The organism is Streptomyces sp. H27-H5, from assembly GCF_026627505.1.
Lineage (GTDB): Bacteria > Actinomycetota > Actinomycetes > Streptomycetales > Streptomycetaceae > Streptomyces.
Genome location: NZ_JAPNLK010000040.1, coordinates 55918 through 80112, shown reverse-complemented (window position 1 = coordinate 80112; position 24195 = coordinate 55918). Strand labels below are relative to the sequence as shown.

The window sequence follows — 24195 nt, the reverse complement described above, 5'->3', positions numbered from 1 at the left end:
GGTCAACATCTCGGCCTGGCAGTGGATGGGCTACAACATGATCATCTTCTTTGCCGGACTCCAGGCGATCCCCCGGGAGACGCTGGAGGCCGCCACCATGGACGGAGCCGGCGCCGTCCCCATCGCCGAGACCCTCGCCGCGCTCACCGAACTCGTCACCGAGGGCAAGGTCCGCTACATCGGACACTCCAACCTCAGCGGTTGGCAGCTCACCGAAGCCGCCCACGTCGCCCGGGAGATCGGCGCCGCGCCCTTCGTGTCGGCGCAGAACGAATGGTCGCTGCTCCAGCGGTCCGCCGAACGGGAACTCGTCCCGGCCGCCCTGCACCACGGCGTCGGCGTGCTCCCGTACTTCCCCCTGGCCAACGGTCTGCTCACCGGCAAGATCCGGCGCGGCGCGCCCGTCCCGCCCGGTTCGCGCCTCGAAGGCCGTGACGCCTACCTCACCGACGAGCGCCTGGACATCGTCGAGGCACTGGCCGGCCTCGCCGGGAAGTACGGCCGCACGGTCCTGGAACTCGCCATCGGCTGGCTCTCCGCGCAGCCGGGCTGTGCCTCAGTGATCGCGGGCGCCACCTCCGCCGAGCAGGTGCGGGCCAACGCGGCCGTCGCCGACCGGCCCCTGGAGGCCGCGCTGCTCGCCGAGATCGACGCCATCGACGGCATCGGCGGCGCCGGCGCGGGGGGGCGGTGACCACGACCTCGCTCCGCTGCGCCGTTCTCGACGACCACCAGGACGTGGCGGCCGCCTCCGCCGACTGGTCCACGATCGCGGACCGGGTGGAGGTGGTCACCTACCGGGACCACCTGGACGACGAGGACCGGCTCGCGGCCCGCCTGGCCGACTTCGACATCGTCGTCACCCTGCGCGAACGGGTTGCCTTCCCGGCCTCGTTGCTCGACCGGCTGCCCCGCCTCGCCCTGCTCGTCGCGAGCGGCATGCGCAACTCCGTCATCGACCACGCCGCCGCCGCGCGCAACGGCGTCACCGTGTGCGGCACCGGCAGTTCCTCCACCCCGCCCGTCGAACTCACCTGGGCGCTGCTGCTGGCCCTGGCGCGCGGCATCGTTCCCGAGAACACCGCCCTGCGCACCGGAGGGCCCTGGCAGCAGACCCTCGGCGCCGACCTGCACGGACGCCGGCTCGGCCTGCTCGGCCTCGGGAAGATCGGCGGCCGGGTGGCCCGGATCGGCCTCGCCTTCGGCATGGAGGTCACGGCCTGGAGCCGGAACCTCACGAGGGAACGCGCCGACGAGGTGGGGGTGACCCTGGCCGGGTCCCAGCGGGAACTCCTCGCGGAGAGCGACTTCGTGTCCGTCCACCTCGCGCTGGGCGACCGCACCCGCGGCCTGATCGGGGCGCCGGAACTCGCGCTGATGCGCCCCTCCGCTTACCTCGTCAACACCTCGCGGGCGGCCATCGTCGACCAGGACGCGCTGATCGAGGCCCTGCGCGAGGGGCGGATCGCGGGCGCCGGTCTTGACGTCTTCGACATCGAACCGCTGCCGCGGGACCATCCCGTGCGCACGACGCCCCACCTGTTGGCCACGCCCCACCTGGGCTACGTCACGCGGGACAACTACGCGACGTACTACGGCGAGGCCGTCGAGGACATCCGCGCGTACCTCGACGGTGCGCCCGTCCGGGTGCTCCGCTAGGTCCTGTCGTCGAAGTCTCGCCTGGCCCGCGGCGCCTGGTACCGCACCTCGCCGCGTTGTCGGGGCACCCGAGTACGTCCAGTACACGGGCGCCGCTGCGCCTTGCGATGCACGGCACCGGACACCGCGGGCCCTACCGGCGCCACTTTGACGACAGGACCCAGTGCTGTGACCGCAAAGGTTCACCGTGTCACGGCGCCCGGCCCGGGGTCACCGCCCTGTCCGCCCGTGGGCAGCACGTGCGAACGCCCGCCGGGCGGCGGCCGGTTAGGACACGATGTCCTTGCGGGAGAAGCCCCGGAACGCGAGCGCGAACAGCACCACCGCGTACGACACCGACACCACCGTGCCCTTGATCATCCCGCCCCACTCCAGGTGGGGCTGGAGGGCGTCCGCCCACGCGAACTGCCAGTGCGCGGGCAGGAACTCGCGCCACGATCCGAGCGCGGTCACCGCGTCCAGGACGTTCCCGACGATCGTCAGCCCGACCGCCCCGCCCACCGCGCCGAGCGGCGCGTCCGTCCGCGTCGACAGCCAGAACGCCAGTCCGGCCGTGACCAGCTGCGAGACGAAGACGAACGCGACGGCGATCGCGAGCCTCGGCAGCGTGTCACCGGCCGCCAACGTCCCGCCGGTGGGCAGCTTCAGCGGCCCCCAGCCGTACGCGACCGTGCCCGCCGCCAACGCCACCACCGGCAGCAGCACCATCGCCGCGAGGCTGAACCCGAGGGCCACCACCAGCTTGCTCCACAGCAGGCGGGCCCGGGGCACCGGCGAGGCCAGCAGGTAGCGGAGCGAGGACCAGCTCGCCTCCGAGGCGACGGTGTCCCCGCAGAACAGCGCGACCGGTACCACCAGGAGGAAGCCGGCCGACACGAACAGGCAGGTGGCCGCGAAGTTCGCGCCCGAGGCCGTCGCCGTGTCGATCAGGGTGATCCGGCCGTTGCCGCCACCGCGTTCGTCGGGCGTGCCGCCCACCGCGAAAGCGATGATCATGATGAAGGGGAGCGCCGCGAGGATCCCGCCCATCACCAGTGTCCGCCGCCGGCGCCACTGGCGCAGCGCCTCCACGCGCAACGGCAGCGTACGGCCCGCGCGGTAGCCGTCGGCCACCTCGGTCACGGCCACCTCTGTCACGGCGCTCACGCCGAACCTCCGATCAGGGTGAGGAACGCGTCCTCCAGCCGGCGGTGCGGTCCCACCGCGGAGACCGGCACCTCCAGCCGTACGAGTTCCGCGATCAGCTCGGCCGCCGTCGCGCCTTCGAGCCGTACGAGCAGTCCGTCGTCCGCGGTCACCACCGAGCCGACCCCCTCCAGCGCCGCCACCTTCTCGACGAGGAGTTCGTCCACCGACCCGGCCAGGGCCACCAGCAGGGTGTCCCCGCCGCCGGTGATCTCCGCGACCTCACCCGCCTGCACGAGCCGGCCGCGGTCCATGACGACCAGGTGCGTGCACGACTGCTCCACCTCGGAGAGGAGGTGGCTGGAGACGATGACCGTCCGCCCGGCCGCCGCGTACCGGATCATGACGTCACGCATCTCCCGGATCTGTGGCGGGTCCAGGCCGTTCGTCGGCTCGTCGAGGATCAGCAGGTCCGGCATGCCGAGCATGGCCTGCGCGATGGCGAGCCGCTGCCGCATGCCCTGGGAGTAGGTCCGCACGGCGCGTTCCAACGCGTCGCCCAGTCCGGCGATCTCCAGGGCCTCCGCCATGTGGGAGTCCGCCGCGGGGCGGCCGGTGGCCTGCCAGTACAGCTCCAGGTTCGCCCGGCCCGTCAGGTGCGGGAGGAAGCCCGCGCCCTCCACGAAGGCGCCGACCCGCGACAGCACCGGCGATCCGGCCCGTACCGCGTGCCCGAACACCCTGATCTCGCCGGCGTCCGGCGAGATCAGCCCCATCAGCATCCGCAGGGTGGTGGTCTTGCCCGCGCCGTTGGGGCCGAGCAGACCCAGCACTTGGCCCTTCTCCACCCGGAACGACAGGTCCTGTACGGCGTAGCGGTCCCGGGCCTTCGCATAGCGCTTCGTCAGCCCGGTGATCTCCAGCGGCACGTCGGCCAACGCGGGATCGGGCCGGGTCGCTCCGGCCCGTTCCCCGGCGCGGCCCCTGCCGTTACGCCGGATCCCCAGCAGCGCCGCGGCCAGGGCCAGGGCGCCCAGGGGCAGCCCCCACGTCCAACCGGGCATGCTCGCGGCCGCGGTGCGCACCCCCGGGACGACGGGCACCGACAGCGGGCCCTGCGCGGAGACGGTGTACGTGGCGGGGGCGGCGGGCGACGCGTACCCGAGATCGGTGGCCGCCATCACCAGGCGCAGCCGGTGGCCGGCCTCGACGGCGTGGTCGACGGCCGGCAGCCGCACCTGGACGGTACGGCCCTGTCCGGCGTCCGTGACGCGGACCGGGGCGACCAGTTGGCCGGGCAGCACCTGCCCGCGACCGTCGGGTCCGACGTCGTACACCTTGCCGAACAGCACGGCCGAACCGTCGGTAGCCGTCGACCTCACGTTCAGGGTGATGGTCGCGGTGCCGGTGATCCGCACCTCCTCGGTCATCGGCCGCGATTCGAAGCGGGCGTTCTGCCCGGGGAAGTCCAGCGAGATCCCCGCCCCGAAGGCGGCGAGCCGGCCGCCGATCCCGGGCAGCGAGGACAACGACGGCGGGGTGCCGCCCGCCGGATTGGCGAACGTCTGCTCGCGGCCGGTGAGCGCGAACTCCCGGGGCGTCGAGGTGAGCCCGGGATAGCGGTCGTCACTCGCGCCGCGCACCTGCACGGTTCCGTCCGTGGAATCGATTCCGCCGGTGCGCGAGACCCGGAACACGGGACCCGTGTCCACCTGCTCGTCGCCCTTGAGGTAGCGGTCGAACCAGGCCGTCACCCGCGCCTCGACACGGCCGGCCTCGCGCATCCCGCCGTCGTGGCCGCCGCTCGCCCAGTCCACGGACACGGGCGCGCCGTTCGCCGCGATGGCCTTGGCCATGGCGTCGGCCTGGTCCAGCGGGAAGAGCGAGTCGTCCTGGCCCTGCACGATCAGGGTGGGCACCTTGATCTTGTCGCCCACCGCCGAGGGGCTGCGTCCGGCCAGCAGCGCACGGGCCTCGGCGTCGGGCTTCCCGGCGACCGCGACCCGCTCGTACATCGCGCACAGCTCCGGCTGGAACCGTCCGCAGCCGGGAGCGGCCGCGGGGTCGGCGGACCGCGCCGACGGTTGGAGGGCGGCCGCGCCGCCCGCCGCGCCGCCACCGGTCGCACCGCCGCCCGCCGCGCCGGTGGTGAAGAAGATGCCGGTCCACAGCTTCTTGAACACGTCGTTCGGGAAGAGGGAGTCGGCGAGGTTCCAGTACGTGATCTGCGGGGCGATGGCGTCCACCCGGTGGTCGTACCCGGCCGCGAGGAGCGCCGCCGCACCGCCGTACGAGGCCCCGGCCACGCCCACGCGCGGATCGCCGGGCGCGTCGAGCCGCACCTCGGGCCGGGTCGCGAGCCAGTCGACGAGCCGGGAGACGTCCTTGCCCTCCAGCTCGGGATCGTTCAGGCCGATCCGGCCGCCCGAGCGGCCGAAGCCGCGCGCCGACCAGGTCAGCACCGCGTACCCGTCCCGGGCCAGCCGTTCCGCCTGCGCGCGGACGTCGTCCTTGCTGCCGCCGAAACCGTGGCCGAGCAGCACGGCGGGCCGTTTCCGTGCCGCCTCCCCGCCCTCGCCGGCCGTGAAGTACGAGATGTCGATCCCGGCGTCGGGCATCTGCAATACGTGGTCCTGGCGTTGCACGCCGGGCGGGTCGGACGCCGCGGCGGTGGCCGTCAACGTACCGGCCCCCGCCAGGACGACCAGCGCGGCGCCACCGGCCAACAGGCGGTCCCGGCGACGCCGGGGCAGTCGGAGCTTCATACAGGAAGCCTAGACGTCCCGGGGCCGCCGCCGGAGAGCCCGCAGGGTGAGCCCGGCACCTTCTCAAGGACTACCCGGGCGGCCCCCCGTACCGCGCCTGCCGTACACGGCTCCTCCGCGCGGCCGACCTGCGCACGGGCACGAGGGGCGGCAGGATGGTCCGCATGCTGCTCGCCGAGGTCGCGCGTGTGTCCCGGGAGGTCTCCGAGACCTCCGCCCGCTCGGCGAAGACCGCCCTGCTCGCCGAGGTGTTCGCCGCCGCGCCCGCGGAGGAGGCCGCCGTCGTCGTCTGCTACCTCGCCGGGCGGCTGCCCCAGGGCCGCCCCGGCATCGGATGGCGCACCCTCGGCCGGGAGATCGACCCCGCGCCCGGGCCGACCCTCACCGTCGGCGAGGTCGACGCGGCCGTGACCGAACTCGCCGCCGTCGCGGGCACCGGTTCCCGCGCCGAGCGGCACCGGATCGTGGACGCCCTGTTCGGCGCGGCCACCGAGGCCGAGCAACGCTTCCTGCGCGGTCTGCTCTTCGGCGAGGTGCGCCAGGGCGCGCTCGACGCCGTCGCGCTGGACGCGGTGGCGGCGGCCGCCGGGGTGCCGGCCGCCGCGCTGCGCCGCGCCGTGATGTTGGACGGGTCCCTGCCCCGGGTGGCCGCGGCGGTGCTGGCCGACGGCGCGGTGGCGTTGGAGGGGGTGACCCTGCGGGTCGGCCGGCCCGTGCAGCCGATGCTCGCCGGCACGGCCGCGTCCGTGACGCAGGCGCTGGCCACGCTGGGACCCTGCGCGGTGGAGGAGAAGCTGGACGGGATCCGCGTCCAGGTGCACCGCGACGGGCCGGACGTGCGGATCTACACGCGCTCCCTGGACGAGATCACCGACCGGCTGCCGGAGGTGGCCGAGTTGGCCCTGACGCTGCCCGGCGAGCGGTTCATCCTCGACGGAGAGGTCGTCGGGCAGGGCCCCGACGGGCGGCCGGTCCCCTTCCAGGAGGTCGCGAGCCGCGTGGGCTCCCGGGTGGACGTGGCGGCCGCCCGGCAGACCCTTCCCGTGCGCGTCCACTTCTTCGACGTCCTGGCCGCGGGGGAGGAAGTGCTCCTCGACCTGCCCGTCCGCGAGCGGTACACGGCGCTCGCCCGGCTGGTCCCGGAGTCCTCCCGCGTGCGGCGGCTGGCGGTGGAGGACCCGGCGGCCGAGGGCGCGACGGCCGCCGCCGAGGAGTTCGCGGCCGAGTCCCTGCGCCGGGGCCACGAAGGGGTCGTCGTGAAGGGTCTCGACTCGCTGTACGCGGCCGGCCGGCGCGGCACGCACTGGCTCAAGGTCAAGCCCGTGCACACCCTCGACCTGGTGGTCCTGGCCGCCGAATGGGGGCACGGGAGGCGCACGGGCCTCCTGTCGAACCTGCATCTGGGCGCCCGCGCCGCCGACGGCACCCACGCCATGCTCGGCAAGACCTTCAAGGGCCTCACCGACGTGATGCTGCGCTGGCAGACCGAGCGGCTGCTGGAACTGGCGGTGGAGGACGACGGCTTCACGGTTCGGGTCCGACCGGAACTGGTGGTGGAGATCGCCTACGACGGCCTGCAACGCTCCTCCCGCTATCCGGCCGGGGTCGCGCTGCGTTTCGCACGGGTGCTGCGGCACCGCCCCGACAAGGACGCCGGGCAGGCCGATACCGTGGAGAGCGTGCTGGGCCGACGGCCCGTATAGGCAGCGAGCGGAGCTTTTGCCTCAGAGGCAAGAGTGTTTGCCAGTGGGGTAGGAATCTGGCTCAATCGAGGCATGACAACCGGTCCTGCCTCCGGCCCCGAAGAAGCGGCCGACCCCGACGACCCGTCGGGGGAACTCCCCACCGTGGCCCCGCGCCTGCGCGACCTGCGCCGCCGCGCCGGGCTCACCCTGGAGGCGGCTGCCGCACGGGCCCGACTCTCGCCCGCCCACCTGTCGCGGTTGGAGACGGGCCGGCGCACGCCCTCGTTGCCGCTGCTGCTGGGACTCGCCCGCACCTACGGAACGACGGTCTCCGAACTGCTCGGCGAGACCTCGGCGGCGGCCGACCCCATCGTACGGGGCGGCGGCCCCGGGACCCGCGAGGCCGACGGCTGGACCTACTGGCCGGCCGGCGGTTCGGGGCGGGGGATGCAGGCCCTGCGCGTGCACGTTCCACAGGGCCAGGTCCGGGGCGAACTGGTCCGGGTCCACCCCGGCGAGGAGTGGCTGTACGTCCTCACCGGGCGGCTGCGGCTGCACCTGGGAGAGGCCGAGCACCTGCTCGACCCGGGGGACAGCGCGCACTTCGACTCGCTCACGCCCCACCGGATCGGGGCGGCCGACGCCGCCGGCGCCGACCTGCTGTTCGTCCACACGCTGCTGCAGAGCGGCCTCGCCGGGGTGTGCCTCGGCGGCGCGACCCAGCACCACCACTAGCCGAGGAGTCGCACCATGTCCCAGGGAGAGAACGTGACCGCCACCGCGCACGAGGCACCCGGTGTTCCCGCGAACGACGTCCCGGCGACCGGTCCCGTCGATGGGACCGGTTCCGTCGAGCGGACCGGCCCGGCCGATGCGCAGGAGACCGGTTCGGCGCCGGACACCCTGCTGAAGCGCTTCGAGTCCAAGTTCCCGCGCGGCCTGATCATCCGCCTGATCGCCTACCTCTTCGTCGGTCACCTCTTCGCCTTCTTCGTCTACCTGCTCTTCGTGCTGGGCGCCGAGAACCAGTAGGGAGGGTCTCCGGCGGGGGCGGCGCGCACGCCCGCCGTCGGATCCGCTTCCGTGCCGCGGGGGCTCAGCCCGCGACGGGTTGCTGCATCGTGGAGCAGTGGATGCCCCCGCCGCCGCCCATCAGCCGGTCCACGTCGAGCTGGACGATCTCGCGGCCCGGGAAAGCCGCCGCGAGCGCCTGGCGGGTGCCCGCGTCCTTGGCCCGGTCCCCGAACTGCGAAGTGATCACCGCGCCGTGGGCCACGTGGAAGTTCAGGTAGGAGTCGACGAAGTCGGGGTTGTCGGAGCGCAGGGTGTCCGGGCCGTCGACCCTGAGGGCCTGGAGCCGGCGGCCCTTGGCGGCGGTGGCGGCGGACAGGATCGCGAGTTGCTGCCGGGCGTCCCTGGCCCAGATGTCGGTGCGGTCGGCGGGCGGTACCTGGACCATCACGACGCCGGGCCGGATGAACCGGGAGGTGACGTCGTCAAGGTGACCCGGAACGTCATCACCGACCAGATCGCGGACGGCCTGAACCTGCACACCGAGGTCACCGACTCCCTCGTACGGGACAACTTCGTCCGCAGCACCGGTGACGACGGGCTCGTCCTGTGGTCCGAGAAGACGGCCGACGCCCGCAACACCGTCGACCACAACACCGTTCAGAGCCCGACCCTGGCCAACGGCATCGCGATCTACGGCGGCGCGGACACCACCGTCAGCGGGAACCTGGTCGCGGACCCCGTCCGCGAGGGCAGCGCCCTGCACGTCGGCGCGCGTTTCGGCGCCGAGCCCTTCACCGGAAGCCTGGATCGAGGACAACACCACCGCGCGGGCCGGCCGCCGGTGGTCGAGCCGCCGGCGCCGAGCCCCTGGTGATCGGCCGCCGAGAGGTCACCGCCGCGCCGCCCGCGGGGATTCGAGCGCCGGGGCGGTGACCCCGCACTGGGTACGACACTGCGGCTGGAGGGCGTCGGCCGCCGGCTTGCGCACGGTCGCCCACGCCAGCGCCGCGCCGACGACGAGGATCCCGGCGCACCAGGGCATGGCCCGGTCGAAGGCCGCGTCGAAGAGATCGGCGGAGAGGTAGGCGTCGGGCCCCATCCCCGCCAGCAGCGGCAGCGCCGCCACCGCGAGGAGCCCGGCGACGCGGGCGGCGGCGTTGTTGATGCCGCTGGCCAGACCCGCCCGACCCGGGTCCACCGAGGCCAGCACCGTCGCCGTCAGCGGGGCCACCAGGGCCACCATCCCCATCCCCATCACGATCAGGGCGGGCAGCACGTCCCGTGCGTACGAGGCGTGCGGCCCGACCCGCAGCATCAGCAGCATTCCGGCCGCGCAGAGCAGCGGCCCCACCGTCAGCGGGATCCGCGGCCCGATCCGCTCGGCCAACGCCCCCGAGCGCGCGGACAGCAGCAGCATCAGCACGGTGGTGGGCAGCAGGGCGGCCCCGGCGGCCAGGGCGGAGTATCCGGCCACCACCTGGAGCTGGAGCACGGCGAGGAAGAAGAACCCGCCGAAGGCCGCGTACACGCACAGGGTGACCAGGTTGACCGCCGTGAACTGTCGGGAGGCGAAGATGTCCGGCGGCACCATCGGGTCGGCCCGCCGCCGCTCCACGTACACGAACACGCCGGCCAACAGCACTCCGCCGACGGCCGCCGCGATGACGAGCGCGCCGCCGTTGCGGGCCTCGATCAGCGCGTAGGTGACCAGTGCGAGCGAGCCCGCGCCGAGGGCGGCGCCGGCCACGTCGAAGGTGCCGTGCGCGTGCGGGTCCCGGGACTCCGGTACGTGCCTCAGGGCCACCGGCACGCACAGCGCGGCCACCGGGATGTTGATGAGGAACACCCAGCGCCATCCCGGCCCGTCCACCAGCCACCCGCCGAGGAACGGACCCACGGCCGCGCCCACCCCGCCGAACCCCGACCACAGGCCGACCGCCCGGGCCCGGTCGTCGGCGTGGATCGACCCCTGGATCAGGGCGAGCGAACCGGGCGTCAGCAACGCGCCGCCGACGCCCTGGAGGGCGCGGGCGGCGATGAGCACCCCGGCGTTCGGCGCGATGCCGCAGAGCAGCGAGCCCAGCGCGAACCACACCACGCCGACGACGAAGATCCGGCGCCGTCCGAACCGGTCGCCGAGCGCCCCGCCGACCAGGATCAGGCCGGCCAGGGTCAGCAGGTAGGCGTTGACCGTCCACTGGAGCACCGCGAGGTCGGCGTCCAGATCCCGCCCGATGGCGGGGAGGGCCACGTTGACGACCGTCGAGTCGAGCAGGGCCATGCCCGATCCGAGGACGGTGGTCAGCAGGATCCACCTGCCCCGGGCCGAGGCGAGCGGGACGTCGGGTCGGGGCGGCTCGGGTGACGGCCGGTCGGGTGTGGTCATGTCCCCAGGCTGGCGCGGTCGACCGACATGGGCCACCCGGCCGGTCCGAAACTCGGCTCAATAGGCCCTCTTGTAATGAACATGACCCCTCGAACAACATGACCCGCGCACATCACGCACGCCCTTTCCGCACAACCTGCACACGGCGTCCGAGGAGACCACACGTGGCACAACGCGACAGACGACGATCCTTACGCGCGGCGCTCGCCGCTCTCGCCTCGATCCTGCTGCTACCCGTCGGCGCAGGGGTCGCCGCGGCGGCGCCGGAGCCCGGCCCCACCCCCGGGGCCGCCGAGCGCAAGATCGAACCGAAGCTCCGCACCCAGCTCGACGGCTCCGCGAAGGCCGTCTTCTGGGTGTATCTCGACAGCGCCGCCGACCTCACCGCCGCGGGGAAGCAGAAGACCCGCGCCGCCAAGGCGGAAACGGTTCTGCGGGTCAAGAAGGACCATGCCGCGCGCAGCCAGGCCGCCGTCGTCAAGGCCTTGGACGGCGCGAAGGCGGAGTACACCTCGTTCTGGATCGTCAACGCCGTCCGGGTCGTCGGCAGCGAGAAGCTCGCCGGAACCCTGGCGCAGCGCCCCGAGGTCGCCCGGATCGACGCCGACGACAAGGTCTCCCTCCCCAAGCCCGCCGTGGGCAGCCGCGAGAAGACCGCCGCCGACGCCGTCGAATGGAACATCGACCGGATCAAGGCCCCCCAGGTCTGGGACCAGCTCGGCGTGCGCGGCGAAGGCATCGTCGTCGCCAACATCGACAGCGGCGTGGACTACACCCACCCGGCCGTCAACAACCAGTACCGCGGCAAGAGCGCCGACGGGTCGTACGACCACAACTACAACTGGTTCGACCCGGCCGGCGTCTGCGCCGGCGCCGCGCCCTGCGACAACAACGACCACGGCACCCACACCATGGGCACCATGGTCGGCGACGACGGCGGCGCCAACAAGATCGGCGTCGCCCCCGGCGCCAAGTGGATCGCGGCCAAGGGCTGCGAGAGCAACTCCTGCTCCGAGGCCTCGCTGCTCGCCTCCGGCCAGTGGATCGTCGCGCCGACCGACCTGAACGGTCAGAACCCGCGGCCCGACCTGGCCCCGCACGTCGTCAACAACTCCTGGGGCAGCGCCGCCCACGACGACTGGTACCAGCAGATCGTCGACACCTGGCGGGCCGCCGGCATCTTCCCGGCCTTCTCCAACGGGAACGCCGGCCCGAGCTGCGCCACCAGCGGATCTCCCGGCGACTACGCGAGCTCCTACAGCTCCGGCGCCTTCGACATCAACGGCGCCATCGCCTCCTTCTCCTCGCGCGGCGCGGGCCCCGGCGGCATCATCAAGCCCAACATCGCGGCCCCCGGCGTGAACGTGCGCTCCTCCGTGCCCGGCGGCGGGTACGAGGCCTTCTCCGGCACCTCGATGGCCTCCCCGCACACCGCGGCCACCGTGGCCCTCCTCTGGTCCGCCGCGCCCGCCCTCGAAGGGGACATCGCGCAGACCGAGGCCCTGCTGGACGGCACCGCCGCGGACACCGACAGCAGCCAGTGCGGTGGCACCGCCGCCGATAACAACGTCTTCGGCGAAGGCAGGCTGGACGCCCTCGCCGCGGTCAACGGGGCCCCGCGCGGCGCGATCGGCGCCCTCGGCGGCACCGTCCGCTCCGGTGACGCGCCCGTCGCCGGCGTGAAGATCACCGCCGACGGCCCGATCGGCCGTACGACGACCACCGCCGCCGACGGAACCTACAGCTTCGGCTCCCTCTCGGTGGGCGCGTACACCCTGACCGCGTCGAAGTTCGGCTACGGACAGCAGACCGCGACGGCCACCGTGACCGAGAACGCCACCGCCACCGGTGACTTCACCCTCACCCAGGCCGCCTCCGCCAAGCTCGCCGGCACGGTCTCCGCCGCCGGCGGTCCGGTCGCGGGCGCCGTCGTCACCGTCGCCGAGACCCCGGTCACCGCGACCACCGACGCGCAGGGCCGCTTCGAGGTCACGCTGCCGCACGGCACGTACGACGTGAACGCCACCCACGCCTCCCGCTGCGTCACCGGCGGCAGCGCGCACGTCACCCTCGCCGGGGACACCACCGTCGCGGTGGAGCTCCCCGAGCGGACCGACGCCTACGGCTACGCCTGCGTCACCACGAGCGGTCGCCCCTACGCCGCCGGCGACCGACAGCTCGCGCTGACCGGTGACAACACCACCGAGCGCGTCGACCTGCCGTTCCCGCTGCCGCTGTACGGCAAGACGTACGGCCAGGCGTGGATCGGCACCAACGGCACCGTCAGCTTCGGCGGCAACAACACCGGCGACATCAACGGCGACCTCCCGAGCACGGCCACCCCGAACGCGGCCCTCTACCCGTTCTGGGACGACCTGGTCGTCGGCGCCGCCGGCAGCGGATCCGGTGTCTTCACCGCCGTGACCGGCACGGCGCCGCACCGCACCTACGTCATCGAGTGGCGGGGCGTGTCGCACTGGTCGGCCCAGGCCGACACGTTCTCCTTCTCGGCCTCCATCGGCGAGGACGGCACCGTCTCCTATGCCTACAAGGGGACGGGCGGCACCGGCATCAAGGGCGGCTCCACCGCCACGATCGGCGTGGAGAACGCCACCGGCACCGATGCCTTCAAGTACTCCTTCAACACCGCGGTCGTCTCGGACGGCCTGTCCATCGCCTTCCGGACCACCAAGAGCGGAGTCGTCGCGGGTCGGGTGCTCGACGCCAACGACGGCAACGGTGTCGCGGGCGCCACGGTCACCGTCGGCACCGGCGACACGGCGGTCTCCGCCACCACGGCCGCGGACGGCGGCTACGTCGTCCAGACCCCCTCGGGCGCACGGACCGTCGCACTGTCGGCCCCGTCGTACGAGTCCGCCACCGCGACGGTCGACGTCAAGCCGGCCGACGTCACCGCCGTCACCCAGTCCCTGCGCACCGGCAAGGTCACCGCGGCCAAGGCGGCGGTGGAGGTCGTGCTCCCCGCGAACCAGAAGCGGACCCGCACCCTCGACCTGACCAACCCGGGCCTGGGCACCGCCTTCACGGTGACCGAGGACGCGTCCTGGCTGACGGCCACCCCCGGTTCGGGCACCCTCCCGACCGGCGGCAAGGCCCCGCTCACCCTCACCGTGGACACGGCCGGCCTGACCGCCGGGACGGTCCTCACCGCGGACCTCAAGATCACGTCGGCCAGCGGCCGGGCACCGGTCCTGACCGTCCCGGTCAAGGTCGTCGTCCCGCGCTACCAGGTCGCCCTGGACGCGGGATCCGACTACGCGGGCACGGACGCCGTCGGTGACAGCTGGTCGCCCGACCGCAAGTACACCCCCGGGTCGTACGGCTACCAGGGCAACGCCACCGTCCAGTCCACCGGCCGCACCATCGCCGGAACGGACGACCAGCGGCTGTACCGCAACGCCCGCGAGGGCATGTACGAGTACCGCTTCGACAACGTCCCGAACGGGACCTACACGGTGGAGCTGGGCTTCGCGGAGCTCTCCAACACCAAGCCGAACAAGCGGGTCTTCGACGTCATCGCCGAGGGCACCCAGGTCCTGCCGTCCCTGGACGTCTCCCTGGAGGCGGGCACCTACACGGCCCTGACCCGTTCCTACACGGTGACGGTCACGGACGGCGTCCTCAACGTCCGCTTCATCACGCACAGCGGCTACGGCAAGCCCCTGCTGAACACCCTGCGCGTCACGGACCGGCCCGACCGGACCTGACGGACCGGCCCCGATGTCCGGGGCCGATGTCCGGGGCCGGGCCCGACCCGACCGGCGCGCACCTCGCCGGACGGACGCGTGAGGGGGCGGGACACCCGCGGGTGTCCCGCCCCCGTTCCGCGCCCACGGCGCACACGGCGCGCCCCCATCGCCCACGGCCCCCTCGCGCACGGATAGTCGTACCGGCATACGGGTGGCGGACGACGGCCGCGCCGGAGCGGGCACGGCAGGCCGGGAGCCGGCGCCATTAGCGTGGGCGACCATGACGGTGCTGGACGACCAGACGCAACAGCGGATTCACGAACTCGTACGCGCCGGGGATCCCGGGGCCCGTTGGGCGGTCGGCGGCCCCGACGGCACCCACGCCGTCGGCGGGGACGGGGACACCCCGTCCGACGTCGGCCGGCTCGCCGCCGTACTGGCCCTGTGGCCCGTCATCGGAAGCCTCGTCACGGCCGGGGAACTCACCCTCCACACCCCGCTCGCGGCCTACGGCCCGGCCGCCGCCGGAACCTCCGGCAAGACCACCGCCCACCAGCTGCTCACCCACCCCGACGGGGTGCCCGCACTGACCCGGCTCGCCGAACACCTCTGCGGCGGCCCGCTCGCCGAATGCGCCACCGCCCGCGTCTGGCAACCCCTGCGCATGAGTCGCACCCGCTTTGCCGGCGGATCCCTGCACGCCTCCCTGGGCGACCTCGGCCGCTTCCTCGGCCACCTGCTCTCCACCGCCGACCACCCCGTCAGCCGCTCCTGGACCGCGGAGTCCCTCCGGATCCGCACCGGGGAACTCACCCCCGCCCGGGGCCTGCTCTGGCACCCCGTGGCCGGCGGCGTCTGGGCCCACGGCGACGGACCGTCCGTCTGGGTCTCGCCCCGGCACCACCGCTGGGCGGCCCTGCTGCCCGCACACGGCACGGGACCGCTGCGCACCGCCTTCCGGGACGCCGTGTTCACCGCGCCCACCGCGCCCACCGCGAAGTGAGGCGGCGCCGCACGCCCCGATCCGGATGAACGGGACCCGCACCGCCGCCCGGCCCGGGGCTTCGATCCACTCCCGCAGAGCACTCGGAGCGCGCACCCCCCGCGCTCGACGTACGGTGATCCCGATGTCACCGACCGTTGCTTTCCGGCTGTGCGGAGGTACGGCGAGCCGCCCGCCCCCTCGGCGGCTTCCCCACCCGAAGCGCCTGTCCAACCCAGGCAAGGTGGTCCCGGCATGACCCAGTCGACCACGACCCGAGGCCAGGCGGCCCCGACCGAGGGCGGCCGCCCCGCACGAACCGGCCGGGCCGAGGCCGTGCGTTTCGCCGCGACCCACACCCTGCCCGTGCTCGTACGCGACCTGGTGGGCCCGCGCCCGCAACCGCGCCCCGGGGCCGGCTCCGGGCGGCCCCGCTGGCCGGCCGCCACCCTGCGCGCCCTGCGGGCCCGGCACGGCGGCGCCCCCCTCCTGCTGCGCGGCCCGACCGGCCCCACGCTGGTCCTGCTGGACCCGCAGGACCTGCCCCGGTTCCACGAAGCGCCCGCGAGCGAACTCGCGACGTGCCCGCCGGACAAATGCCGGGCCCCCGGCGCCGCGCCTGAGGCCGGCCCTCCCACCCACCACGAGGACCGCGACGACCTCCGCGCCCGCCGCCGCGAGGTCGATGAGATCGTGCTGGCCTCGGGCAGCCCCGTACACCCCTCCTGCGGCCCCTTCCTCGCGGTCATCGCCGACGAGGCCGGCCGACTGGGCGCCGCCTCCCACCCCCTCGGACTCGCCCGCGCCCGACACGCCGTCACCCGGGCCGCCCGCCGCATGGTGCTCGGCGACACGGCCGCCGGGGACGAGGAACTCGCCGGCTGGCTCGACCGGCTCGACGCCGGCGGCGAGCGCAGGGCGCCCCGCAGGAACCGCGCCGCCGAGAGCCTCCACGAGAAGGCGGGCGCGCGCATCGCCCGGTACGCCGCCGCCGCCGAGCCCTACACCCTCGTCGGGCGGGCCCGCCGGCACCCCGACCCCGACGGCACCCTCGACCCCATCGGCCAGGCCCTCCACTGGCTACAGGCCCTGGACGCCGTCCCCGCGACCCTGCTGCGCACCCTGCTGCTCCTCGCCGCCCACCCCGCCGAACAGGACGCGGCCTCCGCCGAGGCCCGGTCCGGCGACGCCGCCAAGGGCGAACTGCCCCGGCTGCGGGCCTGCGTCCAGGAAACGCTGCGCCTCTACCCGGCGGTGCCCGACCTGGTCCGGGTCACCCGGACCGAGACCGAGTGGCGGGGCGTGCGTCACCCGGCGGGGACCCCCGTGCTCCTGCCCGCGCTGTTCCACCAGCGCGACCCCGAGCACGTGCCCGCCGCGGACGTGTTCGTACCCGGGAGGTGGGCCTCCCCGGGGTCCCGCGAGGACCTCCGGATGGCCCCCTTCGGCCACGGGGCCGGCCGCTGCCCCGGAGACCGGCTGGGCCTGCTCGTCGTGGCCGCGTTCTGCGCCGAACTGCTGCGCGGGCACCGCGTCCGGGACGGCAGACCGGCCCTGGATCCGATGGGTCCGCTGCCCTCGGCGCTGGACCCGAGACGGATCCGGCTCACGATCACCCGCCGCTGATCCCGACCGTGCCCCCCGGCACGTGCACCGCCGCCGACCCGCCCCGCTGGCGCCCCCCCCGTGCCACAGCCGCCCGGCCCCGTCGCCCGCCCGCCGTACCGACCCCACGAGGAACCCATGTCCGACGCCGCGACCACCGCGTCCACCGACCCGGATCCCGAACCGCTCCACGCCGTGTGCCGCGAACTGGCGGAGGCCGCCGACGCCGTCGGCGAAGCCGCCCGCCACGCCTCCGAACTGGCCCTCGGCGGGCGCCTGACGGCCGGCGCGCTCGGCCGGGGCGGCCCCCGCCGGCTCGGCTGGCGCACCCTGCTGCGCACCCTGACCGACCCGGCGGGACTCGGCTGGGCGCCGCGTGGCCGGGGCGTCGCCCGGGCCGGGTGGCTCGCCGGGGTCCTCGCCGGCCGCGAGAGCCTCGCCGTCAGCCTCGCCGTCTGCGGTCTCAAGGCCCGGATCCGGGCGGCCGGCGCGGGCCGGCCGGAACTGCTCGCCGATCCGGACGCGGCGGCGATCCTCAAGGCGGTCGAGGAGGGGCGGCAGGCCGAGGGCGTGCGGCTGTTCCGCGAGATGATGCGGGTCAGGGGCGCCGAACGCGCCTTCACGCTGCTGTCCCCGTCCTTCGCGGACCTCCTCGCCTGGCACGCGCTGACCGACGAGAACCCCTTCAACGACCACGCCGGTTGGCAGATCGCCACCGGACGGGCGATGCCGGCCGAACCCCTGCTCGGTCTCGGCGCCGCCGCACGCGCCTTCTTCGCCCGGAGCCCCCGCCCCGCCGAGGCGCCCGACCACCCCGACGGGATCCTCGACCGGCTCGACACCAGCGGCACCGTCGCCGGATGCGTGCGCAACCTCGCCTCGCTCGACCCCGACGGAACCCTCCTCGTCCAGCAGGTCGTCGGCCCGGACGGAGCCCTCCGGTACGTCATCCACCTCGCCGAACCACCGGGGGCGCCCGGGGCGGGCACGACGCCCGCCGGGGTCGATGTTCACGCGGTGGCCGACGGACCGGAGATCCCGTACGCGCACGCGGTCGCCCGGGCCGTCCGCGCCCTCGTGCCCTCCGGCACCGAACTCGCGCTGTTCGGACGGGGCCTGGGCGGGAGCACCGCCCTCCACCTCGCCGGGAGCCGGGACTTCACCACCGTCTACCCGGTCACGCACGTTTTCGCCGTGGACTCCCGGGGCGCCGCGCGACGCCCCGTCGACCCTCGGACCCGGGTGTTCCGCCTGACCGGCGCGTACGGACAGCGCTCCCGGCGCCCCGCGCACGCCTCGCCGACCCGCTTCCGGAGCCGGATCACGGACAGCCGGCTGGTCCGGATCCACGACGGCGAGGAGTGGTCCCGATGACCGACACCACCGCCCTGCGCACGCACTGCGCCGTCCTGCGCTCACACGCGCGGCGATTGCGGGCCGCCGCCGAGGACCTGCGCGACCAGGGCCCGGGGGCCGAGGCCTTCCGCGCCGAGGTCGCCGTCCTCGCGGAGCGCTGCGCCACCGCCGCGGGCGGATTCGCCCTGGCGGCCGCGCAGCTCGACGGCCGACCCCACGCCTGACCGGCCGGGTGGCCGCCCGCCGGGTTCAGAGGACGAGGGACAGCAGGAGGACGAAGCCCAGGCCGACCACCGAGATGATGGTCTCCATCACCGACCAGGTCTTGACGGTCTGCCCGACGGTCATCCCGAAGTACTCCTTGACCAGCCAGAACCCGGCGTCGTTGACATGGCTGAAGAACAGCGAGCCCGCCCCGATCGCCAGCACCAGCAAGGCGGTCTCCGTGGTCGACGAGCCGGCGGCGAGGGGGGCCACCAGGCCGGCCGCGGAGATCGTGGCCACCGTCGCCGAGCCGGTGGCCAGGCGGATGATCACCGCGATGAGCCAGGCCAGGAGCAGCGTGGGAACGGCCCAGCTCTCGGAGAGCTCCAGGATCATCTGGCCGACTCCGGCGTCGATGAGGGTCTGCTTGAAGCCGCCTCCCGCGCCCACGATCAGCAGGATGCCGGCGATCGGGGCCAGGGACTTCTCCACCGTGGACGAGAGCCGCTCCTTGGTGAAGCCGGCCGCCCTGCCGAGGGTGAACATGCCCACCAGCACGGCCGCGAGGAGCGCGATCAGCGGTGAGCCGGCCACGTCCGTGACGCGCTGGACACCGTTGTCGGGGTCGTTGACCACGATGTCGACGAGCGCCTTGACCAGCATCAGGGCCACGGGGAGGAGCACGGTGAACACGGTCGCCCCGAACCGCGGGCGGTGTTCCAACTCGGCCGACGGGCGCTGCGGGACCATGTGTTCCGGCGCGGGGATGTCCACCCAACGGGCGGCGTACCGGGAGAAGAGCGGGCCGGCGATGATCACCGTCGGGACGGCGACGACCACTCCGAGGGCGAGGGTGACGCCCAGGTTCGCGTGGAGCGCGTCGATGGCGACGAGCGGGCCCGGGTGCGGGGGTATCAGCCCGTGCATCACGGAGAGTCCGGCGAGGGCCGGGATGCCGATCCGCATCAGGGAGTAGTTGCCGCGTTTGGCGACGAGCAGCACCACGGGGATCAGGAGCACGATCCCGACCTCGAAGAAGAGCGGGAGCCCGATCACGGAGGCGATCAGCACCATGGCCCAGGGCATCGCCCGCCCCTTGGCGCGCGCCAGGATCGTGTCCACGATCTCGTCGGCGCCGCCCGAGTCGGCGAGCAGTTTCCCGAGGATGGCGCCGAGCGCGATGAGTACGCCGACACCGGCGACCGTGGCGCCGAGGCCGGCGGTGAAACTGGCGATGGTCTTCGCCGGCGGGGCGCCCGCGAACGAACCGAGGGCGAGTGAGCCCACGGTGAGGGCCAGGAAGGCGTGCAGCTTGAAGCGGGTGATGAGCAGGACGATGACGGCGATGCCCGCGAGGACGGCCACGCCCAGCTGGGCGTGCCCGGCCGAGGTGATGGGTCCGGGGGCGGCCGCTGCCAGTGTCTCGACGCTGAGACCGGTCACGGTGACGGTTCCTTAACTCGTGGCTCTTCAGTGGCGGTGGGTGGTGCTGCGTGATGTCGGGTACGGCGGGGTGTCCCGAGGAGCCCGGTGGCCGGCTCGCGGGCATGCGGCGGCCCGGGGGAGGGCGTGCGGGGCCCGCGGACGGGCCGTGCGGTGGCTCCGGGATCCCCTCGGATCAGAGTCGGTGCAGGGCCTCCAGCGCCCGTCGGGTGATCTCCTCGGGAGTGCCGCGGACATCGACGGCGACGCCGAGTTCGTCCGGCTGGAGGGGTTCGAGCGTCGCGAACTGCGAGTCGAGCAGGGTGGTGGGCATGAAGTGCCCCTTGCGCTCCGCCATCCGCCGCTCGATCAGGGGGCGTTCGCCGGTGAGATGGACGAAGACGACCCCGGGGGCGAAGCTCCGCAACCGATCGCGGTAGGAACGCTTGAGGGACGGGGCCGCGACGATCCCGCCCTCCAGGTCCGCGCCGCGACGGATCCACTCGCCGATGGCGTCCAACCACGGCCACCGGTCCGCGTCGTCCAGCGGGGTGCCCGCCGACATCTTGGCGACGTTGGCTTCCGGGTGGAAGGCGTCGCCCTCGGCGTAGGGGACACGGAGGGCCTCCGCGAGCAGCCGGCCCACGGTCGTCTTGCCCGTGCCGGCCACACCCATCACCACAATGACGCGCTGGGAGCTCACGTCGTACCTCGCTGTCCTCGTCGACATCGGTTCGTGCGGCACCACTGAAGCCCATTAAGTAGTACTTATTCAAGAGGGTGGGGGGATACGTCACATCTATTGTTCGATCGGCGGTCACCGTACGCTTACGCCATGACCACTGAAGGCAGTCCTGTGCAGGGGCTTCACTCCCGTGTCCTGGACGCTCTCGGTCTCGCGATCACCGCCGGCGAATCCCCGCCCGGCAGCGTCCTGCGCACCGACGAGATCGCCGACCGCTTCGACGCCTCCCGCACCGTGGTCCGCGAAGTCGTCCGTGTCCTGGAGTCGATGCAGCTCGTCGAATCCCGTCGCAGGGTCGGCGTCACCGTGCGCCCGGCGGACCAGTGGAACGTCTACGACCCGCGCGTCATCCGCTGGCGGCTCGCCGGCACCGACCGACCCCGCCAACTGCGCTCCCTCACCGTGCTGCGCTCGGCCGTCGAGCCGGTCGCCGCCGGCCTGGCCGCGAAGCTGGCCACCCCGGAACAGTGCGCCCGGCTCACCGAGGCCGCCCTGGGCATGGTCCGCACCTCGCGCGGTCACCAGTTGGAGGGATATCTGCGGCACGACATCGCCTTCCACCGGATCGTCCTCAACGCCTCCGGCAACGAGATGTTCGCCCGGCTGGGCGATGTCGTCGCCGAGGTGCTGACCGGCCGCACCGAGCACGCGGTGATGTTCCACGACCCCGACCCGGCCGCGGTCACCCTGCACGTGCGGGTCGCGGAAGCCGTACGAGAGGGGGACGCGGCCCGGGCCGAGGCGCTGACCCGGCAGATCGCGGTGGGCGCCCTGGAGGAGCTCGACGTACTCGCCCCCTGAGCGATCCCCTCGCGCGGCGCCGCACCGTGCCCCGCGCGTCGGGCCGGTTTTCCCCGACGGGTCCGAGAAGCCCGCACCGTGCGCCACAGTGGGCGCGTGTGGGTACATACCGAGAGCAGTGACGGCAGAGCCGCCTCCTTCGTGGGGCGGGACGGCGAACTGGCCGCGCTGGAAGCGGCCTTGGCCGGACATCGACTGATCACCCTCGCCGGGCCGGGCGGCGTCGGGAAGTCCCGCCTGGTCCGGCGGGCGCTGGAGACGGGCGCCGGCGATACCTTCCCCGACGGGATCCACCGGGCCGACCTCTCGCCCCTGCCCGACGATCGACTGCTGGTGGACACCGTCGCCGACGCGCTCGACCTCGCCGACCACACCCCCCGCACCCTCGGCGAAGCGGTCCGGCAGTGGATCGGCGGGCGCCGACTGCTCCTCGTGTTGGACTGCTGCGAGCACCTGATCGCCGCCGTGCGCTCCCTCGTGCAGGACCTCCTCGACGCCGCCCCGCACCTGGTGATCCTCCTGACCAGCCGTCAGCCGCTGGCATCGGAGCGGGAACACGTCCTGGAACTGGGCCCGTTACCCCACGACGCGAACGCCGTGGAGGCCCTCGCCCTGTTCGCCGCCCGCGCCGGCGAGGCCGCCCCCGCGCAGGCCCCGCCGTGGGAACAGGAGCGGATCGAGGCCGCCCGGGCCATCTGCGCCCGCCTCGAAGGAGTCCCCCTCGCACTGGAACTCGCCGCGGCGCAGTTGACGGACCACACCGTCGAGGAACTTGCCGAACGGCTCGCCCGCCGGATCGGCCCGCTCGCCGGCAGCGGGTCCCGCCGGCCGGCCCGCCACCGCGCCCTGCGCACCGCCGTCGGCTGGAGCCACGAGTGGTGCGAGCCGCGCGAACGGCTGCTGTGGCTGCGGCTGTCCGTGTTCGGCGGCGCCTTCGACGAACCCGCCGTACGCGCCGTGTGCTCCGCCGCGCCGCTCACCGAGGCCGACACCGGGCCGCTGCTGGCGGCGCTGGTCGCCAAATCCGTCGTACGCCGCACCGACGGCGGCGCCGCAGATGCGGACGGCGAGGGCGTCACGTACCGGATGCTCGACACGATCCGCGAGTACGGAGCCATGTGGCTCGACGCCATCGGGGAGCGCGAGGCCCTGCGGACCCGGCACGCGGGCTACTTCCACCCCCGAACTGGGCCCCGTACGCGAGGAATGCGAACGCACCGCCCGCAGCGCGCTGGGGGACCAGGCCCACGAGGCCGCCTTCCTGGAAGGCGTCCGCCACGGCCACGCCCTGCGGACCCGGCCGCACCCGTACGACGGCTGAGCCCGCAGGGCGCCCTTCCCCCCACCGGAGAACCCCCGCACGGCTCCGGTCAGGCCGTCGCGCGCCGCCCGATCAACTCGCCCAGGGCCGACTGATCGACGCAGAGCCGTACGACGGTGTTCTCGGGGTTCACGCGGACGTCCTCGGCGGTGTCGGGGTGGTGGGCGGGAGGGCGACCGGCATCACCAGGGTGGTGAAGCTGCCCTGATCGGCGGAGCGGACCAGTACCGGGCCGGTGACCTCGGAGAACTCCAGCAGCACATCGGGCCCCACCCCGGCCTCCACGGCCGCGCCCAGCACGGCGGGGTCGAAACCGATCCGCACCGGCTCCGACTCCTCCCGCACCGCGGCCGGCTCGATCGGTGCCGGGGTCCCGTCCGGCAGGGAGACGAGGAGCCGGTCACGGCCGAGTTCCAAGGCGACGGCGGGGGAGTCCCCGCAGGCGTCGAGCGCGGCGATCAGCCGAACCCGCTCCACGACCACCCGGTGCGAGGGCTCCGGGAGGCCCGCGAGCACGTCCCGATAGGCGGGGAAGGTGCCCCCGGCCACCGGTACCTCGCGCGTGCCGCCCGGATGGTGGACGGTCAGGGGCGCACCGCCGGGCCGCGCCACCAGGGTCACCTCCGCGGCCCGGGCGGCCCACGCCCCGAGTGCGACCAGCGTGTCGGCGTCGATCAGCAGTCGCCCCGGCGGCCCGGCCGCGGCCCGGGGCCACAGGGTGCGCAGCGAGAGCCGGTAGCGGTCGGTGGCCACGAACCGGACCTCGTCCCGGTCGAACTCCACGAGCACACGGCCGAGCACGGGATGGGCCGGGTCCCGCCCGGCGGCCGGGGCCACCTGCCGGGCGGCGCTCGCCAGCTCGGCCCCGCCCAGGGTGAACTCGGTGCCGCCCGGTCCGGGCGGCAGCCCCTCCAGCGCCGCCCCGAGCGCGGCGTCGGTGGCGCGCCGGGCCTCCCGCACGGCCGCGTGGTGCCGTTCGAGCACCGCCCGTGCCTCCTCGGGCGTCCCGTCGAGTACGGCGACCACGTCGGCCAACGCCAACCCCGCCTCCCGCAGCCCGCGCAGCAGCGTGGCGCGCGACTGCTGGTCGGGGGAGTAGGAGCGGTAGCCGGTGACGGGGTCGACGTGGGCGGGGAGCAGTACCCGGCAGTCGTCGTAGAAGCGCAGGGCGCTCGGCGCGAGCCCGACACGTCGGCCGAACGCGCCGATGCCCATCAGATCGGAAGTGCTGTCGTCCATGACCGCGATCATCGACGTTCATCCCACTTGAAGGTCAACTCGTCCGACGCGCCGGCGGCCGGGGGAGCCGTCGCCGAGTCAGGGCCGCGGCGCCGACGCCTGCGCGCTCGCGCGGGTCCACACCACGGGAAGGCCGTCGATCGTGCCGGCCGCCCGGCCGTCGGGCTGATGCCGTG

The 24195-nt window shown here is 74.1% G+C and carries 19 protein-coding genes and 1 pseudogene; 13 read left to right on the top strand and 7 right to left on the bottom strand.

Annotation, left to right across the window (positions count from 1 at the left end; genetic code table 11):
* A partial coding sequence (locus tag OTB19_RS20785) for an aldo/keto reductase (protein ID WP_267799850.1) occupies positions 1-694 on the top strand: 694 nt, incomplete at its 5' end.
* Positions 691-1659, top strand: coding sequence for a D-2-hydroxyacid dehydrogenase family protein (locus tag OTB19_RS20780; RefSeq protein WP_267799849.1), 969 nt, complete (start codon positions 691-693; stop codon positions 1657-1659). The genes OTB19_RS20785 and OTB19_RS20780, both read left to right, overlap by 4 nt.
* A 267-nt stretch (positions 1660-1926) precedes the next feature.
* Here the strand turns inward: OTB19_RS20780 and OTB19_RS20775 are convergent, their stop codons facing one another.
* Together OTB19_RS20775 and OTB19_RS20770 are read right to left on the bottom strand one after the other, a co-directional pair.
* The gene (locus OTB19_RS20775; protein WP_267799848.1) at positions 1927-2805 is read right to left on the bottom strand and encodes an ABC transporter permease; all 879 of its coding nucleotides are present in this window, start codon (positions 2803-2805) and stop codon (positions 1927-1929) included.
* Positions 2802-5549 carry an alpha/beta fold hydrolase gene (locus tag OTB19_RS20770; protein WP_267799847.1) on the bottom strand — a complete coding sequence of 916 codons (2748 nt, stop codon included), beginning with the start codon at positions 5547-5549 and terminating at the stop codon, positions 2802-2804. Before OTB19_RS20770 ends, OTB19_RS20775 begins: the two co-directional genes overlap by 4 nt.
* A 164-nt stretch (positions 5550-5713) precedes the next feature.
* Here OTB19_RS20770 and OTB19_RS20765 point away from each other — a divergent pair, with 164 nt between their 5' ends.
* The 3 genes from OTB19_RS20765 to OTB19_RS43670 all read left to right on the top strand — a co-directional run bounded on the left by OTB19_RS20765 (position 5714) and on the right by OTB19_RS43670 (position 8266).
* Positions 5714-7252 (top strand): ATP-dependent DNA ligase, encoded by a 1539-nt coding sequence (locus OTB19_RS20765; protein ID WP_267799855.1) that lies wholly within the window; start codon positions 5714-5716, stop codon positions 7250-7252.
* Positions 7253-7324: 72 nt separating this feature from the next.
* Positions 7325-7969, top strand: a complete 645-nt coding sequence (locus OTB19_RS20760) for a helix-turn-helix domain-containing protein (protein ID WP_267799846.1) — start codon at positions 7325-7327, stop codon at positions 7967-7969.
* Positions 7970-7984: 15 nt separating this feature from the next.
* On the top strand, positions 7985-8266 hold the full coding sequence (locus OTB19_RS43670) for a DUF6126 family protein (RefSeq protein WP_385639153.1): 282 nt from the start codon (positions 7985-7987) through the stop codon (positions 8264-8266).
* A gap of 64 nt (positions 8267-8330) precedes the next feature.
* Here the strand turns inward: OTB19_RS43670 and OTB19_RS20750 are convergent, their stop codons facing one another.
* Complete coding sequence (locus OTB19_RS20750) at positions 8331-8786, bottom strand: agmatine deiminase family protein (protein ID WP_267799845.1); 456 nt, start codon at positions 8784-8786, stop codon at positions 8331-8333.
* Between OTB19_RS20750 and OTB19_RS20745 the strand changes: the two are divergent.
* Positions 8745-9084 (top strand): annotated as a pseudogene (locus OTB19_RS20745) (mycodextranase); the annotation flags it as partial. The gene OTB19_RS20750 and the pseudogene OTB19_RS20745 overlap by 42 nt on opposite strands.
* 53 nt (positions 9085-9137) lie before the next feature.
* Here OTB19_RS20745 and OTB19_RS20740 read toward each other — a convergent pair.
* Positions 9138-10634, bottom strand: a complete 1497-nt coding sequence (locus OTB19_RS20740) for an MFS transporter (RefSeq protein ID WP_267799844.1) — start codon at positions 10632-10634, stop codon at positions 9138-9140.
* Between the two features lie 164 nt (positions 10635-10798).
* Here OTB19_RS20740 and OTB19_RS20735 point away from each other — a divergent pair, with 164 nt between their 5' ends.
* The 5 genes from OTB19_RS20735 to OTB19_RS20715 all read left to right on the top strand — a co-directional run bounded on the left by OTB19_RS20735 (position 10799) and on the right by OTB19_RS20715 (position 18511).
* Positions 10799-14362: a S8 family serine peptidase gene (locus OTB19_RS20735; RefSeq protein ID WP_267799843.1), complete on the top strand. Its 3564-nt coding sequence runs from the start codon at positions 10799-10801 to the stop codon at positions 14360-14362.
* Positions 14363-14624: 262 nt separating this feature from the next.
* Positions 14625-15347, top strand: coding sequence for a hypothetical protein (locus OTB19_RS20730; RefSeq protein ID WP_267799842.1), 723 nt, complete (start codon positions 14625-14627; stop codon positions 15345-15347).
* 234 nt (positions 15348-15581) lie between these two features.
* Positions 15582-16952: a cytochrome P450 gene (locus OTB19_RS20725; RefSeq protein ID WP_267799841.1), complete on the top strand. Its 1371-nt coding sequence runs from the start codon at positions 15582-15584 to the stop codon at positions 16950-16952.
* 117 nt (positions 16953-17069) lie between these two features.
* A complete protein-coding gene (locus OTB19_RS20720; protein WP_267799840.1) occupies positions 17070-18305 on the top strand; it encodes a hypothetical protein in 1236 nt (411 codons plus the stop codon).
* The gene (locus OTB19_RS20715; RefSeq protein WP_267799839.1) at positions 18302-18511 is read left to right on the top strand and encodes a hypothetical protein; all 210 of its coding nucleotides are present in this window, start codon (positions 18302-18304) and stop codon (positions 18509-18511) included. The genes OTB19_RS20720 and OTB19_RS20715 overlap by 4 nt, the downstream gene beginning before the upstream one ends.
* Positions 18512-18536: 25 nt before the next feature.
* On the opposite strand, the gene OTB19_RS20710 is transcribed toward OTB19_RS20715, so the two are convergent.
* Both OTB19_RS20710 and OTB19_RS20705 read right to left on the bottom strand, forming a co-directional pair.
* Complete coding sequence (locus OTB19_RS20710) at positions 18537-19934, bottom strand: gluconate:H+ symporter (RefSeq protein WP_267799838.1); 1398 nt, start codon at positions 19932-19934, stop codon at positions 18537-18539.
* 175 nt (positions 19935-20109) lie between these two features.
* A complete protein-coding gene (locus OTB19_RS20705; protein WP_420716876.1) occupies positions 20110-20643 on the bottom strand; it encodes a gluconokinase in 534 nt (177 codons plus the stop codon).
* Positions 20644-20748: 105 nt separating this feature from the next.
* Between OTB19_RS20705 and OTB19_RS20700 the strand changes: the two genes are divergently transcribed.
* Positions 20749-21459 carry a FadR/GntR family transcriptional regulator gene (locus tag OTB19_RS20700; RefSeq protein ID WP_267799836.1) on the top strand — a complete coding sequence of 237 codons (711 nt, stop codon included), beginning with the start codon at positions 20749-20751 and terminating at the stop codon, positions 21457-21459.
* A 96-nt stretch (positions 21460-21555) separates the two neighbouring features.
* A complete protein-coding gene (locus OTB19_RS20695; protein WP_267799835.1) occupies positions 21556-22875 on the top strand; it encodes an ATP-binding protein in 1320 nt (439 codons plus the stop codon).
* Positions 22876-22909: 34 nt separating this feature from the next.
* Here the strand turns inward: OTB19_RS20695 and OTB19_RS20690 are convergent, their stop codons facing one another.
* Positions 22910-24019 (bottom strand): MerR family transcriptional regulator, encoded by a 1110-nt coding sequence (locus tag OTB19_RS20690; RefSeq protein WP_267799834.1) that lies wholly within the window; start codon positions 24017-24019, stop codon positions 22910-22912.
* Positions 24020-24195 lie beyond the last annotated feature (176 nt).